The organism is Pseudoduganella flava (genome assembly GCF_007830495.1).
Classification (GTDB): domain Bacteria; phylum Pseudomonadota; class Gammaproteobacteria; order Burkholderiales; family Burkholderiaceae_D; genus Rugamonas; species Rugamonas flava.
The window spans coordinates 672,128-687,278 of the sequence record NZ_VLKW01000002.1 but is presented as its reverse complement, the minus strand read 5'-3'; the positions used below and the strand labels follow the sequence as shown (position 1 = coordinate 687,278).

At 64.7% G+C, this 15,151-nt stretch carries 12 protein-coding genes; 2 read left to right on the top strand and 10 right to left on the bottom strand.

Going from position 1 to position 15,151, the window contains the following annotated elements:
• The 4 genes from IP92_RS07300 to IP92_RS07285 form a co-directional block, all read right to left on the bottom strand.
• Positions 1 to 516, bottom strand: a complete 516-nt coding sequence (locus tag IP92_RS07300) for a phage tail protein (RefSeq protein WP_145873858.1) — start codon at positions 514 to 516, stop codon at positions 1 to 3.
• An 11-nt stretch (positions 517 to 527) separates the two neighbouring features.
• On the bottom strand, positions 528 to 2,066 hold the full coding sequence (locus IP92_RS07295; protein WP_145873857.1) for a phage tail sheath family protein: 1,539 nt from the start codon (positions 2,064 to 2,066) through the stop codon (positions 528 to 530).
• Between the two features lie 512 nt (positions 2,067 to 2,578).
• Positions 2,579 to 2,977: a VOC family protein gene (locus IP92_RS07290; protein ID WP_145873856.1), complete on the bottom strand. Its 399-nt coding sequence runs from the start codon at positions 2,975 to 2,977 to the stop codon at positions 2,579 to 2,581.
• Positions 2,978 to 3,093: 116 nt separating this feature from the next.
• On the bottom strand, positions 3,094 to 3,753 hold the full coding sequence (locus IP92_RS07285) for a hypothetical protein (RefSeq protein ID WP_145873855.1): 660 nt from the start codon (positions 3,751 to 3,753) through the stop codon (positions 3,094 to 3,096).
• A 382-nt stretch (positions 3,754 to 4,135) separates the two neighbouring features.
• On the opposite strand from IP92_RS07285, the gene IP92_RS07280 reads away from it, so the two are divergent.
• Positions 4,136 to 5,719 carry an alpha/beta hydrolase family protein gene (locus IP92_RS07280; RefSeq protein ID WP_145873854.1) on the top strand — a complete coding sequence of 528 codons (1,584 nt, stop codon included), beginning with the start codon at positions 4,136 to 4,138 and terminating at the stop codon, positions 5,717 to 5,719.
• A 136-nt stretch (positions 5,720 to 5,855) separates the two neighbouring features.
• Here IP92_RS07280 and IP92_RS07275 read toward each other — a convergent pair whose 3' ends face one another.
• From IP92_RS07275 to IP92_RS07250, 6 genes are all read right to left on the bottom strand, one after another.
• Positions 5,856 to 6,320 carry a hypothetical protein gene (locus IP92_RS07275; protein ID WP_145873853.1) on the bottom strand — a complete coding sequence of 155 codons (465 nt, stop codon included), beginning with the start codon at positions 6,318 to 6,320 and terminating at the stop codon, positions 5,856 to 5,858.
• A 98-nt stretch (positions 6,321 to 6,418) separates the two neighbouring features.
• Complete coding sequence (locus IP92_RS07270) at positions 6,419 to 7,825, bottom strand: glycoside hydrolase family 5 protein (protein ID WP_145873852.1); 1,407 nt, start codon at positions 7,823 to 7,825, stop codon at positions 6,419 to 6,421.
• A gap of 254 nt (positions 7,826 to 8,079) precedes the next feature.
• Positions 8,080 to 8,562, bottom strand: a complete 483-nt coding sequence (locus IP92_RS07265; protein WP_145873851.1) for a hypothetical protein — start codon at positions 8,560 to 8,562, stop codon at positions 8,080 to 8,082.
• A gap of 153 nt (positions 8,563 to 8,715) precedes the next feature.
• Complete coding sequence (locus IP92_RS07260) at positions 8,716 to 11,685, bottom strand: TonB-dependent receptor plug domain-containing protein (RefSeq protein ID WP_145873850.1); 2,970 nt, start codon at positions 11,683 to 11,685, stop codon at positions 8,716 to 8,718.
• A gap of 450 nt (positions 11,686 to 12,135) precedes the next feature.
• A complete protein-coding gene (locus IP92_RS07255) occupies positions 12,136 to 13,905 on the bottom strand; it encodes a DUF885 domain-containing protein (protein WP_199271894.1) in 1,770 nt (589 codons plus the stop codon).
• A 16-nt stretch (positions 13,906 to 13,921) separates the two neighbouring features.
• Positions 13,922 to 14,356: a cupin domain-containing protein gene (locus IP92_RS07250; RefSeq protein ID WP_145873849.1), complete on the bottom strand. Its 435-nt coding sequence runs from the start codon at positions 14,354 to 14,356 to the stop codon at positions 13,922 to 13,924.
• A gap of 138 nt (positions 14,357 to 14,494) precedes the next feature.
• On the opposite strand from IP92_RS07250, the gene IP92_RS07245 reads away from it, so the two are divergent.
• Positions 14,495 to 15,139, top strand: coding sequence for a response regulator (locus IP92_RS07245; protein WP_145873848.1), 645 nt, complete (start codon positions 14,495 to 14,497; stop codon positions 15,137 to 15,139).
• The last annotated feature ends 12 nt before the right edge of the window (positions 15,140 to 15,151 follow it).

The following is a 15,151-nucleotide window of genomic DNA, read 5'->3' as shown; positions in this document are numbered from 1 at the left end:
TCAGGACAGGCTTTGCTCGGCCGGTTCGGGCACGCTGACGTCCCGCTCCCAGCCCTCGTTCTCGACCTTGATGTGCTGGATCGCGACGGCGTTCGCATTCGCATCCAGGTCCGGCAATGCCTGGTATTCCGAGACCCAGCAGCGATACACCTTGTACGCCAGCGCCAGCTGGCCCGCCTCGTTGTAGACCTCGATGATCAGGTCCTTGCGGAAGTCTTTCAGCGATGCTTCCGCGCCCAGGCCGGCCCCGAAGGCCCAGACCTTATTGGCCCATGCCTCGAAATCGGCATCGTGCGTGACGCCGCGGTCGAACGAGATCGCCTCGTACTTGGTGCGGCCGGGCGACTTGCGCGCGGAACTGGGGTCGCCGCCCTCGCGGTGCTCGACGACCTCGGTGGTGCGTTTCAGGCCGCTCACCTTGCTGATGCCGGCGACATAGCGGCCATCCCATTTGACGCGGAACTTGAAGTTCTTGTACGGATCGAAGCGCTGGGCGTTGACACTGAACTGAGCCATGCTATTCCCCCTCAAACCTGGATCTGACCGGCGATTTGCTGAATCTTGATGACGACGAATTCAGCGGGTTTCAGCGGCGCGAAGCCGACCACGATGTTGACGATGCCCAGGTCGATCGCGTTCTGCGGCGTCGTCTCCTTGTCGCACTTGACGAAGTAGGCGTCGCGCGGCGCCGCGCCCTGGAACGCGCCCTGCACGAACAGGTTGTGCATGAAGGCGCCCAGGTTCAGGCGGATCTGCGCCCACAGCGGTTCGTCGTTCGGTTCGAACACGGCCCATTGCGTGCCGCGGTACAGGCTTTCCTCGATGAACAGCGTCAGCCGCCGCACCGGCACGTACTTCCAGTCCGACGCCAGCACGTCGGCCCCGGCCAGCGTGCGCGCGCCCCACACGACAGTGCCGAACACGGGGAAGCTGCGCAGGCAGTTCAGCCCCAATGGATTGAGGCGGCCGTTGGCGCCGTCATCGAGCTTGTACGTCAGTTCGCGCACACCGGAAAAGCCCGCGTCCAGCCCGGCCGGCGCCTTCCACACGCCGCGCTGGCTGTCGGTGCGCGCCATGATCCCGGCGATGGCGCCGCCCGCCCCGAACGCGGCGGAGCGGCCCTGCTGCAGCGGGTCGGCCATCACCACCCGCGGGAAGTAGACGGCGACGTTCGCCGCGTCGGCGGTCGCCTGGCTGCGCAGCGCATTGACGGCCGCTTCGGCCTTGGTGACGTCGTCGCCGCCCGCCGCTCCCTCCAGCGACAGGTCGGCGATCAGCAGTGCGCGCCGCTTCGTGCAGTAGGTGGCGGCCTTGGCCAGCGTGTCGTTCTTGACGTCGGTGTCCCGTTCCAGCGGCGGAATGTACAGCAGGTTGAACAGATCGACCTCGTCCAGTGCGTACAGGCCCGTGCGCTTTTCCTGGTCGCCGAGGACATCGGCGTCCTTGATCGCCTTGCCCGCGTTGCCCTTGGACTTCGGGTCGAATGTCGCGGCGTTCGGGCGTGCGGCAGGCACGGCGCCATCCACGTTCAGCAGCGCCGAGCCCCTGAGCACCGACTTGACGTTGCGCTCGTGCGCCGCCTCATGCGAGAGGTTGATGAACTTCTCGAGGTCGACCAGCTTGTCGGACCCGGGGCTCGCCGGCTTCTGGATCCGCAGCGTGAACAGCTTGTCCTTGTCCTTCGTGTCGTCGTAGCTGATCGTCACCTTCAACTCGTCGGCCCACGTGCCTTCGCCGGTGGCGACCAGCTTCAGCGGCGTGTCCGCGGTCGCCAGCTCGAACGTCGCCTTCGCAGCGCCGTCGCCCGCCACGCGGACGATGTAGGCATCGGTGCCGCCGTGCTGGAAGTAGTGCTGCACCGCGTAGCCCATTGTGCAGGCCGCATCGAGCGGACCGAACGTGCGCTCGTAGTCGGCATAGCTCTGGATGCGCGTGGCCACGTTGCTCGGGCCGCGCAGCGTGGCGCCGATGAACGCGGTGATCGACGTGGCGACACCGGTGATGGTGTGCACGCCGCTCGACAACTCTTCGATATAAACCCCTGGATAACTCAGCGTGACAGGCATGTCGCCCTCCCCTTGGTGTAGGCAAGCCGATACGGGAACCGCTCGATGGCGCGCACCGCGCGTGGCGGCGCGAACCCTACCATGCGCGGGCGCACGTGCCGGTTCAGTGCCGGCCTGCTGCGCGCAATGGGCAATGCGTTTGATGCATGGGCGATCAGAGCCCGGTCACGATAGGAAGGGGCGTCGGGTCGTTGTATGGCGCTGCCCCGCCAACGGGTGCAAGATGCACGGTCGCGCGGGTGCCAGGAGGGTCTTCAGCCGCACCGACATCGGCGCCGGCATGCAATGCCCGGCAGTGCCTTTGGCGGCTGAACTTCAGGAAGTGGTGACATGTTACCTCCTTGGTAACGTAAGCTTAATATAGCCCACCGCCACCGCGAATTCCACCACAAATTGCGAGATGTCAGCGGAATGTGACACACGCACCGGCGGCGTGCGTCGCATGCAGGATGCATGCTGCGCACAGTCCGCACGGAGCGGGCCGGCGCGGGAAGCCCGGACCGCCCGCGACGTCACGCCTGCGGTGCCGTCCAGACGAGGTTCCACAGGTGGCCGTCGATGTCCTCGAAGCCCTGGTCGTACATGAAGCCGTGGTCCTCGGGCGGATGCGGCGTGCGGGCGCCGTTGGCGACGGCCTTGGCGATCAGGCTGTCCACTTCCGCGCGGCTCTCGCAGCTGAGGCAGATGATGACTTCGTTGGCTTCCCTGGCCTGCGCCAGCGGCTTGTCGATCAGCGACTGGAAGAAGGGCTCGGTCATCAGCATCGCGTTGATGCTGCCCGGGGCGATGACCATCCATGCCGCGTTGTCGCTGCTGTACTTCGCATCGAACGTGAAGCCGAGCGCCGCGAAGAAGGCTTTGGAACGGTCGAGGTTCTTGACCGGCAGGTTGAAGATGACTTGCTTGTTCATGGTAGCTCCTTGTCGAGGGTTGGATGATGGGTGCCGCATCCCGACGACGGGCCGGGATGCGGGGAATCGACAAGGATCTGAAAAAATCTCCGGAAGAGAAGGTGCGCTCCTTCGTATTATTGCGGCGTGCTGTCACAGGAGGGGTAAGGCGTCCCCTGTGAGTCGGTCTTTTGCTTCACGGTCGGGCCCAACGAGCCGTAAGTACGTTCAAAGCGTTTGCGTGAATAGCAGAGAACCCGGCTCGCCACAAACAGGCGTTGGTAGGTGTTCTGCGCCTCCGCGTCCTCTCCACCGAGTCGTGAGAGCCGTCCAAGCTCCACCGCGACCGCCTGTTGGCTCGACGGCCCAAAGTACAAATCCATGGCGAGCACCCACCTCCCGTCGTTCTCTGGATCTCTTCCGACGAAGATGTCATCGCGCCACAATGGATAGGCGCCTGGCCCGACTCCTCGTTTCACTGTTTCGTACTTCGTGTACAGCGCCTTGAACGCATTCCTTGCTGCTTCGGCCTCCGCTTGGGAAGGCCAGTACGAAACAACCGCGACCCATTCGTCGCGCAAGTCTTCTTCGTCAGGAGACATCAGCGCAGTTTTCCCTTTCAGTTGCGAAAGAACAGTCGCGGCAGCGTTCACATAAAACATGGCGAGTCCATAAGCACCCGGCAATACGAAAATCAGCAGTACTAAGGCCACCGCAACTGGCTGTCTTCCGAACGTCAACGCGTGCCATAGGTCCGCAAGGGTAATTTTCCAGGGCTCCTCCGTTTTTTGATCCATGGGCGGCTCCTTCGCCTTGAGACAGAAGCGCGGCGTCGTGCACAATGCACGAATAGCCCTCTGCGCCAACGACGCAGCAAAAACCGCACCAGATAAGCTTTTTTTCGTCTCGTCAGACACATAGGGAGAGCATAGTGATTCCGCTTCAGAAAAGAGTGTAAAAATTCCCGACATTCGCGTGACCCCAAGCGCGGTCTGACAGCTCATCCCGGAATGTGACAGCTCGACATTAAAGGTCGTTGCCGAAATCCGACGCGCACGCCTTCTTCTTCGTTAACCTCTTGAAATCATCGTCGCGCGGATTTAATCTGAAGTAGCACTTCTACAACTAACCGTACGCCGAATTCGGCGTACGGCCAGAAAAATCTCGAGGGAGCTGAATGTGAAAATCGCGATTCCCGTCCTGGCCATTTACGTTCTGGCTCTTACTCGAATCGCGTCAGCAGAGCAGAACTGCACCGATTCGGCCACTTCCGAAGCGATTCTCGACCATCATTCCATTTACATCGATCGAAAAGGAAGATTGGTCGACGAAGCTCGGGTCATCGAGAAGCAGCAAGGCGCGCGTAAATCCACCTATCAAGTGGAGAAAGCCTACGCACAGCGGATAATCGCGCACTTTGACGCGGAGCGGTTGAAAAACCCACAGCTCGAACTGACCATAGTCATCCATGGCGGGCTGAACAGGTTTGAGAACTCGAAATGCCGAGCTGTGCGTCTCGCGCCTCACATGCTTGAGGACGGTCAATACGCCGTCTTTATAGGGTGGAACTCCGGCCCTTTCACCAACTATAACGATCACCTTTTCCGGACTCGGAAAGGCGAGCATACGTTGTCCCAAGCGATCCCGACCTCGCCGCTTGTACTACTGGAAGATATCATTCGTTCGTTGGTGCACATTCCTGAAGCTTGGTACCGGCAAATACGCGACCCGATAGTCGTCAGTCGCAAGTTTTACGCAGACGTAGAGCGCGATTCCAAGCGCAGGCGCGAAAAACTCGACCAGATTGGCTTCAATGTGAAGGATGAAGAACCGGACACCGGCGTAGGAGGTACCTACTGGAGCATTCTTAATCCCGTGCAGTTCCTTACGGCGCCCCTGGTTGATGGCTTTGGCAGCGGCGCGTGGGACGCCATGTTGCGCCGGACGGATCTAGTGCTCAGCAAGCCGGAGGCATTCGAGGGACGAATTCCCGTGACCAAACCCGAGGAGATCGACAAATCCAACCGTGGAAACGGCTACGCCGCGCAAATGCCCGCAGAACCGTCCGACGACGAATTTTATGCCGATACCGCCGCTACCACCTTTCTAGCACTTTTCCATACGCGACACCAATGTTCGTCACAACCCGGCGAGTGCGTGAAGATCAATCTCATTGGCCACTCGATGGGGACGATCGTCGCTAACGCAATCCTGGCACGTCACCCGAGGTTAAACGTACACAATGTCGTGTTCATGGGCGCCGCTGCGCGCATCAAGGACATGGAAAATGTGCTGGTGCCCTGGATGCGCCAAGGGGGCCATGACGAAGCTCGCTTTTACAATCTGAGCATCGATCCGTATCGGGAGATCAGCGAGAACGGCTATTACGACTTCATTCCACGCGGCAGCCTGCTGCATTGGATCGACAATATCTTCGGTGAAATCAACTCATTCAAGGACAGGACATCGGGCTCGTGGTGGAATATCACGCGGACGGCCGCAGATGTCTTCCCCCGCGACGGCGACGACGGCAAGCAGCTGCGACGCAGGGTTTATTTGACCCGCTTCCCGATCGGTGGTGACGAGAAGGGTCCTCAGACGCATGGTGAGTTCGATGATTACTGCTTCTGGCGGACCGATTTCTGGACAGCGGCCGGACCATTTGCCAAATTTCCCGACTGCGCGGCGACGGCCGCAATCCAACCGGTTCCAGCCGAGCCAACGCTGGATTCGCTCTTCGACACCCCGCGAAAGCGCCGATGACCTGCCGGCGTCTCTGTCCGCCGCCGGCGCCTCTCCTGCATCATACAACAGGCTTCGGCCATCGCCCTCCGCGAGCACCTCCGCAGAGTCTTGGCTCCGTCGTCTTCGCGGGTGATGCCCTTCGCGTGCGTTGCCGTTACTGCCGCGTCGCCAGCGCCACGATCGCGGCGCCGGCCGCGACGATCAGCGCGTCCTCGATCAAGCCGCTGCGGGTCTGGCCGATGCGGGCCATCGCTTGCTTGCGTCCGGCAAGCGTCGCATAGGCCAGCGGTACGGCCGTGGCGACGGCCAGCGCGGCGCCGGCCCGCTCCTCGCCGCGCGGCGCCAGTGCCGCGCCGGCGATGCCCGCGCTCATCACGCGCGCCAGCAGGCCAAGAAACACGGTGCGGTCGGGCGCGGTCTTCATCTTGTCGCCGACCAGTTCGCCGGCCCCCATCGCCAAAGCGCCGAACTTGAACAGGGGCCGGTCGAGCAGGAACAGTTCACCGGGCGTGTGGCGGCCGGCCAGGCGGGCCGTGGCGATGGTGGCCATCGGGGTCATCGAACGGGCGCTGGCGACGGCGCCGATCAGGGCGGAAGGAATCAGGCTGCGGATATTCATCGGGATAGGCTCCTGTGCGAATGGAAGTGACTCCACTTTACCCATCCGCACGCTGCCGTGTCGCCACCCTGGCCCGCAGCCTTGCCGATCCCAGCGAGTTACCTGGCGGCGTTGACGATCGCGCCGATCACGTCGGGGTAGCCCTGGGCGCCCGTGGCGCGGTCGAACAGGCCGCTCTGGTGGTTGTCCCGGTAGCCGTTATCCCAGTAGATGGGCACCAGGCCGCGCTGGAAGGCCGCCTTCGTCACGTACTGGTCCCAGTACTTGCGATAGTATCCGGCCGAATCGTATTCGGTGCGCAGGCTGGCCGCGTACTCGCCCACGATCACGGGCACGCCCTTGTCGATGAAGTTCGTCTTCATCTTCTGGAACGTGCTGTCGACGTGCGCCTCGTTGGCCCAGTCTCCCGGCATGGCCGCCTCGCCCCACTTCCAGTTGCCGGAGTTGACGTCCAGCGTGAACGAGTACGGATCGTAGAAGTGCACCTCCATCATCTGGCGCGCCGCGACCGAGTCGCTCGGCATGCGCGCGTTGCACGTCTGCGCGTAGTCGATATTGGTATTGAAGGCTTGCACCACGAGGTGGCGGCTCGCGTTGTTGCCGCCGGTAGCGCGCACCGCGTTGACGAATTCCTGGTTGAAGCCGTTCTGCACCTCGCAATACTCGGCCGTCGGCGCGTTGTAGTCGCCGTCGACCATCACCTCGTTGGTGCCGGCGAACAGCAAGGTGTCGCCGTGGTTCCTGAAATTGCCGGCGATCTGGGTCCAGAATTTGCGCAAGCGCGCATTGGCTTCGTTCTGCCGCGCATAGGTCGGTTGCAGCCAGCCGCCATCCCAGTGCACGTTGATGATCGCGTACAGGCCCGCGTTGTGGGCATAGTTGACCACTTCCGTCACGCGCGTCATCCACGCGGGATCGATGTTGTCGTTGGCGTCGGCGTACGGCTTCCACGCCACCGGGATGCGCACGCTGCGAAATCCCGCCGCCTTGACGCCGTCGAACAGCGCCTGGTTCGCCGCCGGATTGCCCCATGCCGTTTCCTGCGACGTGTGGTACGGCGGTGCGCCGCCGATCGATTCCAGCGTATTGCCCAGGTTCCAGCCGGGCGACAATTGCGGTGCCAGCTGCAGGCTGCTCAGGTTGCGCATCGCGCCCACGCGCACGGCCATCGCCGTGCCGGAATTGTAGCTGCCGGTGCCGGCGGTGAACTTCACCCAATACCAATAGGCCTTGCCGGCCACCGCGGCGCTGTCCGTATAGCTGGTGGTCGTACGGCCGAGCTGCGCGATCCTGGTCCGGCCGGCCGGGTCGCTGTCGGTATCGCGGTACACCTCCAGCCCCGTCACCGTGCCGGTTACGGTCCAGCGCAACTGCACGTTGCTGGCCGAGCCGGTCGCGGTCAGGCACACGGTCGCACCGCCGCCGCTGCCGCAATGCGCGTATGCCGCCGGGGCCGCGGCGCAGGCCGCGGCAAGGACGAGGGAGATCGACATCAAGGTTTTCATGGGCATCCATTCTTGGTTGTATGCCCGCCACGGTGTCTCCCCCGGTGCGGGCGGGTGGATGGTGAGCGCACCGGGCGGTGCGCGACATTGCGCCGTGTTGGTGTTGCTTGCTGTCGGGTGGGCGGCCCGGCGCGGGACCGTGGAGGCATTGTGCGAAGTGCGCCGGCGCGCCGCAATTTCGAATTTGACCAAGGGGCGGAACGAAATCGCCGCCGCGTGAAGTCCACTACGCTAGTCGCGTGCGGGATGGCCGGTCAGGCCTGGCCCGGGTCGTTCGCGGCGGCGGTCTCGACGAGCATGTCGCCGGCGCTGATCAGGCTTGCGAGCACGCCGCCGTACGGGCGCCCGGCGGTCGATGTGATCAGCTGTGTTTCCAACGCCTGCAGCTGGGGCTTGGTCTCTGCCCAGGCGGCGGCGAACGACACGGCCGTCGCGTCATCCGGCCAGGCAGGCAATCCGGCCGGCGCAAGCGCCACTGGCGGTTGCACGGGCGGGTTCTGTTGCAGGCCGGTGAGTGCGGTGACCGCCAGTTGATCCAGCTGCTGCACGGCGCTGTAGAACTCATGGCTGGCGCCATCGATCGCATTGCCGGCGCCCTGCGGCAACATCGCGGCCTGCCGGAAGAGCTGCATGACGGTGCCGGCGGCAACCCGCAACCGCGCTATCCAGTTTTCATAGGCGGCGATCTGTTGCGAGACGGTGCCGCTTGCCGGGTTGGCGGGGCTGTTCGGATCCATGGCGCTTCCCTCCTTCACGTGAACGGCAGCGTGGCGCCGCGTCTGCGCCCGCGCTGCCGGTGCAAGGGTACACAATCGGCAGGATGCGAGGCGCAAGGCAGCGGCTGGACCGGCCCGCCGGTTGCGGGCGGGAGATCCAGCCGAGGCAAGCCATCAGAACGTCATGCGTACCCCTGCCCGGTAGGTTCGGCCAACCGCGTCATAGATTGCCGGGTTCAGCGCCAGGCTGAGGTTCGTCTGCGGTACGAGCACGGGATCGCGATCGGCCAGGTTGTCGATCTTGAAGTAGGCGGTCGCCTGCTTCGTCAGGTTCCACGTGCCGCCCAGGTCGAGGTAGACGGCGCCCGGCAGGTGGTTGTCGTAGATGGTCGGGTGGGCGGCCGTCGGCAGCGGGCAGTTGGCCTGGCATTCGATGTACTCGTTGTTGATCACGCCCGCGCTGATCCACCGCTCCGTCAGCGTCAGGCCGAACCGGGCGCTGTCCCACGATTGCGACAGCAACGCTTTCCACTTCGGCGTGGACCCCGTCATATTGCCCGCCCCTTCGCTCGGCGTGGTGCCCGGCACGCCCGGATCGGAAATCGAATGGATCGTGCGCGAGGCCAGGCCGCGCAACGTCACGCTGCCGGGCAGGTTGTAGTCGGCGAGGCTCTTGCGGTAGGCCATCTCGAAGTCGACCCCGCGGGTATGCAGCGATGCGAAGTTGAAGCTCTGCGCCAGCACGTAGTTCGTACCGGCCGGGCCATTGATCGACACGGCAGCACACACGTCCTGGTAGCCGGCATAGCACAGGTCCACCTCCTGCTGGGCGTTCAGCGAATTGATGACGTTCTTCACCTTGATGTCGTAGTAGTCGATCGACAGGTTGAAGTTGCGCGCCCAGCCCGGCTGGCTCAGCACCACGCCGAACGAGTTGTTGCGCGCCGTCTCAGGCTTCAGGGCCGGGTTGCCCACATTGCGCTGCTGGATCTGCACCGACGTGCCCTGGTTGTTGTTGACGGCCTGGTTCGTCACCGTCATCGCCGCATACAGCTCGCTGAGGTTGGGTGCCCGCACGTCCTTCGAGCTGACGGCGCGCAGGCGCAGGCCGTCCACCGGAGTCTTCCAGGTGGCGCCGATCTTCCACGCGCTCGCATGGCCGGCCGTGCTGTACTTTTCCTGGCGGTCGGCGACGTTCAGGTTCGCCTCGCCGAACGTGGCCGATTTCAGGAACGGGATATTGAATTCGACATACGCTTCCTTCACGTTGAAGCTGCCCTTGCCGTTGTGGTAGTTCCCGGCGAACCAGTTGTCGCCGGTGGCGGACAAGGTCGGGTCCAGCGGATAGCTGTCGCTGTACGGCGATTCGTACGCCACGCCGGCGCCATACGGGTCGCCATGCACCGCGTACTTCTCGCGCCGGTACTCGGCACCGAACGCCATCGAGATCGGCCCGGCCCACCCTTCGGCCAGCTCGCCGTTGATGTTGATGCTGGCCACGTTCTGGCTCGAGTCGGTGTGCTGCACGGGCCCGTTCGCCGGCGCGATGTACTGCCAGCCCGCCATGTCGATCGGCACGTCGCCGAAGATGTTGATCGGGCGGCAGCCGGCCGCGCGCGCCTCGGCGCTGCGGCACACGACCTGGCCGCTGACGGGGTCGCGCACCGCATCGATCGCGAAGTTGTAGCGGCGGTTCAGCGTGATGTCGCGCACGTGGATCACGGTGGTGTTCTCGCCATGTTCGGCATAGGCATCGTACGTCCAGTCCTTGCCGAACAGCGCGAAGCGGCCGTCGGCACCGACGACGAAGCGGCGCTGCGTGCGCGTCGGATGCACGTTGATATTGGCGGGGAATTCGCCGTTCGAGGTACCGACCGACATCACGCCGCTCGGGTAGCCCGTCGCGCAGCCGGCGGCCACGCTGGCCGGCAGGAAGGCGTTGTCGCAGCGGATCGCCAGGTTGCCCTGCTTGGCCGCGCCGGGATTCGGCGAGAACACGGATTTCACCTGCGCCCAGTTGCCGGTGACGTAGATCTCGTTGTCGGCATCCAGGTTCCACGACACGCGGCTGTACGCGACCTGGCGCTTGAAGTTCATCGCCAGGTTCGTGCCGGCGCCCACGCTGCCGGCCCGGTCGCCGCCGATGCAGAAGTTGCCGACGCAGTCCGTGCCGTACTCGAACGGGTAAGGCGTGCCGCCCGGCCCGAACGCCGTGCCCCGCAACGGGCCGTCCGTGATCAGGCCATACTTCGCGTACTGGATGTGCTGGGCGTGGTGGATGTACTTGTAGCGCGGCGCGCCGGCCGCCTGCATGGCCTTCGTCGATTCCTGCAGCGCGGGATTGTCGTACCACGTGCGGCCGTTCGGGCCCACTTCACCGAAGCCTGGCGAATCGATGCCGTTCTGCTTCGTGAATTCGCCGCTGACCGTCACGTGCAGGCGGTCGTCCAGGAAGCCCTTGCCCCACGCGGCCTGCAATGTTCCGCTCTTGTCGTCGTGGTAGCGCGTCATGCCGCCCGCCACATTGGCCTTGAAGCCCGTGAACTTCTTGTCGGTGATGAAGTTGACGACGCCGCCAATCGCGTCCGACCCGTACGATGCCGAAGCGCCGCCCGTCACGACGTCCACCCGCTTGACGAGCAGTTGCGGGAACTGGCTGACGTCCGTCACGCCGGTGACGTTGGCGCCGACGACGCGCTGGCCGTCCAGCAGCGTCAATGTGCGGATCGTGCCCAGGCCGCGCAGCGACAGCGACGACAGGCCCTGGATGCCGCTGGACGTGCTGAAGGTGTTCGTCGTGCGGCCGGTGCTGCCCTGCAGCGCGGGCAGCTCGACGAGCGATTCGAACATGTTCGGCTTGGCCGCCTTGTCGAAGTCGGCGGACGTCAGGCTCGTCGTTGGCGTCGGCTGCGTGAAGCCGCGCGCCGCGATGCGGGAGCCCGAGACCACGACGGTGTTGGCCGCGCTGGTTGCCGCGGGCGGTGGCGCAGGTGCAGGGGCAGATTCGGGGGCTGGCGCGGCAGGCGTCTCGTCGCCCGCGTTCGTGCCGGCCTGGGTTTCCTCGGCCTGGCCGGGCAGCGCGAGGATGCCGCAGGTGCCGGCCACGGCGAGGTGGATCAGCGTGCGTTGCAATGGGATGTACATGTGGTCTCCGTTTGTGGTGTGGACGGCACCGTCTGTGCGGTTGGCCGGGGTGCGACTGTCCGATGGACGCTGTGGCGTCACCGGTTGTTGGGCTTCAGGTGGCGTGCATGACGATCCCGCGCGCTATGCGGCAGGACGGTGCACAGGATGCCGGAACGGCGTTGGGAGGCGTGCGGAAAAACGGACGGCGCGGACGGCGCAGCCGGCGGAGGCGATGGTGGAATGGCGCATGTCAAGTACCCTCGATGGTCGAAGACCGGTACCCGATGACATATGTGGAATCGCGCTTCTGTGGCGCGGTTGGCTGTCCTCCCGATGCGCAGTCGCACGGTCGCTATCAAGATGGACGAAACCAATGTACGACAGCGTTGCGCGCGTCGTCAATCACTTTTTCCAGCGTACCGATATCGCAATCGATATCGGTACACGTCCCGCCCTATGAGGAGACCGTCAGCGGTTTGCCGGAACAAATTCTTCCATGACGGCCTTGCGCAACAGCGCGGGCGGCACGAGGCCCTGGGCCAGCACGAAATCGTTGAACGCCTTGCGGTTGAACTTGTGCCGCAACGCCACCTCGGCCGCCTGCCGCGTTTCCATCAGCCTTTGATAGCCGTAGAAATACGACGTGGCCTGGCCCGGAGCGCGGAACGTGTAGCGCTGCATTTCCTGCGTCGCCATCCCTTCGGACAAGCCCACTTCCTCCATCAGGAAGCTCTTCACGCCGTCCGGCGTGATCTCGCCCAGGTTGACCATCGGGTCGAGGAAGGCGCGCGCCGCGCGCTGCATGCGCGCCTGCAGCGCGAACAGCTGGCCGTCTAGGGGCTCGAACGGCTGCATCTCCGCCTCCGCATATAGCGCCCAGCCTTCAGCGTTGACGCTGTTGAACGCGAACACGGCGCGCGCCGTCGACACGCCCGTCTCCAGCATCTTGGCGAACTGCAGTTCGTGGCCGGGGCGGGCTTCGTGTGCCGTCAACGTCCAGCTGCCCGCTTCGTGCGTGAAGTCGTCGAACACGAGCGTCTTGCCGTTCGCGTCCGGCGGCATGCCCGTCGTCAGCACGAATTCGCCATACTCGCCAGTGTTGCCGATCAGCCGCGGTGGGTTCATGTGCGGGGCCGGCTGTTGCGCGTTTTCCGCGGGCGTCGCCAGGCGGATCACGGCCTGGCGTTCGGGCAGCGACACGATGTCGTGCTGGCGCACCGCCGCCTCGATCTGCGCCAGGCGCTCGGCGTACAGCGGCATCACCCGGTCGGTGCCGATCTGCTGTTTCTTCAGTTCCTTCATCACCGCCCGGTAGTCCGCGTCCGGCAGCTTGCGCTGCTGCGCGATCAGCCCGGCCGTGATGGTCATCTGGTTGCGGATTTCCGCGAACGACGTCAGCGCCTTCGCGATCAGTTCGCGCGGCCCGATGTCCACGCCGATCTGGTGCAGCCGGTCCGCATACACTTCCGGCGGCAGGCGGTGGTCGGTGCGCGAGCGCGGCAGCACCTGCGCGCGCACGTGCGCGTCATACGCTGCCAGTTGCCGTTCCAGCGCCGCGTAGCTGGGTTCCCAGCCCTTCACACCGCTCTTGACGAGCAGTTCGCGAATGCCCTGCAGCAGGACCGGGCTGTCGTTCAGCGCCTGCTCCACTTCGCCCTTGTAGGGGCCGAGCAGCTTCCTGTCCGCCTTCAGCCGCTCCTGCATCCGTTCGACGGCCAGCTCGGTGAACGGTCGGTAGCCCTGCGCGCGGCCGGCGTATTTCTCCAGCCGCGCCACGACGCTTTGCTGGCGCGCGGCGGGAATCCGCGGATCGAGCATCTCGCGCACGGTCCCGTAAAGTAGCTGGGCGACGTTCAGGTATGGCAGGAAGTACTTGCGCTCCAGCGCCGCCGTGCGCAACTGGTCTTCGCCCGCCTTGATGAGGATTTCCAGGTCCTGCTTCACCTTCTGGTCGCGTTCATTGGCCAGGCGCCGGCGCAGTTCCGCGATCGCCGCGCGCGTATCGCGCTGCTGCGGCGCGAACTGGTCGCGCGACAAATCCATGATCCGCTCGTCGTACCCATCGACGCCGAGCGAGCTCGCGTTCTCCGGCGCGTACTTGGCACCGACGATCAGCAGCAGCTGCGCGTTGGCGTTGCTCTTCTCCACCCATGCCGGCCCGGCCGCCAGCGCCGGCAGTGCCAGCGCGGCGAAGCCGAGACCGCAGATCAGGCTGCGGATCCTGGCGTTCGTCGTCACATTTTCCTCCAAATGGTTATTTGGCGAGGATCACGATCGGTTGGTTCTTCTCGACCACGTAGGTCGCCAGTTCGCCCGTGATGCCCGCCCCTACATTCTTGGCCGAGTGCACGGCGCCGGCAGGAATGTACAGCGACTCCCCGGCCTGCAGCCGCACCGTCTTGCCCTCCAGTTCATACTCGATCGTGCCGCTCAACACGTAGGCGATTTCCACGCCGGGGTGCGAGTGCTTCGGGAACGATGCCCCCGGCGCGAACTCGACGCGGACCTGGATCGCTTCGCGGCTCGCGTCGAACGGCCGGCGCACAGTCTCCGTGCGGGCGATTCCCTTGGCATCGAATTTCGGTTGCGCGGCCGCGGTGGCGGATTGCGCGCAAGCCGGCGACAGTGCCTGCAGCGCGGCCAATGCCAGCGCCGCGGCGGTTCCAGTATAACGGTAGATCGATTTCATGATTGCTCCTTCGTGAGTGGTGAAAAGCCGCGCTGTGTAACGTTGCGCGAAACGCCTGCGCAAAACGGCCGGGGCGCATTGCCGGGGGCTGCGCGGCTGTATTAAACTGTCGGCCTCCTGCCCCATGGAGTCCTTGCCTTGCGTCTTACCGAAACGTCCCAGTCCACGCCCATCCGCGTCCTGCTCGTCGACGACCATCCGATCGTGCGCGCCGGGCTGGCCGACACGATCGCCGGCCAGCCCGACATGACCGTCGTCGGCGAGCTGGAGGACGGCACGCACGTGCTGCCGTCGTTCGCGGCGTTGCGGCCGGACGTGACGATCCTCGATATCGCGATGCCTGGCCTCGACGGCATCCAGACACTGGAAGCGCTGCGCCGCCAGCACGGTCATGCGCGCGTCATCATGCTGACGACGCTGGCCGGCGACCACCAGATGCGCCGCGCGGTGGAACTGGGGGCCGCCGGCTTCCTGATGAAGAGCAGCGTGCGCAAGGACCTGCTGGACGCCATCCGCGCCGTCCATGCGGGCACGCGCTGGATTCCGCCCGACGTTGCCCGCACGCTCGTCGAGCACCTGGGCCAGCCGCAGCTGAGCGAGCGTGAAGTGGCGGTGCTGCGCAGCGCCGCCGGCGGCAATGCGAACAAGCAGATCGGCGTGCAGCTGGGGATCGCCGAAGATACCGTCAAGACGCATATCCGGACGATCCTGGCGAAACTGGGTGCGCGCGATCGCACCCATGCCGTTGCCATCGCCGTCAAGCGCGGCATCATTTCGCTGTAGCGGCCGGGTGGC

Coding starts and splice junctions, on each gene's coding strand:
- IP92_RS07300 (WP_145873858.1), bottom strand. CDS start 516: ATGGCTCAGTTCAGTGTCAACGCCCAGCGCTTCGATCCGTACAAGAAC.
- IP92_RS07260 (WP_145873850.1), bottom strand. CDS start 11,685: ATGTACATCCCATTGCAACGCACGCTGATCCACCTCGCCGTGGCCGGC.
- IP92_RS07250 (WP_145873849.1), bottom strand. CDS start 14,356: ATGAAATCGATCTACCGTTATACTGGAACCGCCGCGGCGCTGGCATTG.
- IP92_RS07275 (WP_145873853.1), bottom strand. CDS start 6,320: ATGAATATCCGCAGCCTGATTCCTTCCGCCCTGATCGGCGCCGTCGCC.
- IP92_RS07295 (WP_145873857.1), bottom strand. CDS start 2,066: ATGCCTGTCACGCTGAGTTATCCAGGGGTTTATATCGAAGAGTTGTCG.
- IP92_RS07290 (WP_145873856.1), bottom strand. CDS start 2,977: ATGAACAAGCAAGTCATCTTCAACCTGCCGGTCAAGAACCTCGACCGT.
- IP92_RS07265 (WP_145873851.1), bottom strand. CDS start 8,562: ATGGATCCGAACAGCCCCGCCAACCCGGCAAGCGGCACCGTCTCGCAA.
- IP92_RS07285 (WP_145873855.1), bottom strand. CDS start 3,753: ATGGATCAAAAAACGGAGGAGCCCTGGAAAATTACCCTTGCGGACCTA.
- IP92_RS07270 (WP_145873852.1), bottom strand. CDS start 7,825: ATGAAAACCTTGATGTCGATCTCCCTCGTCCTTGCCGCGGCCTGCGCC.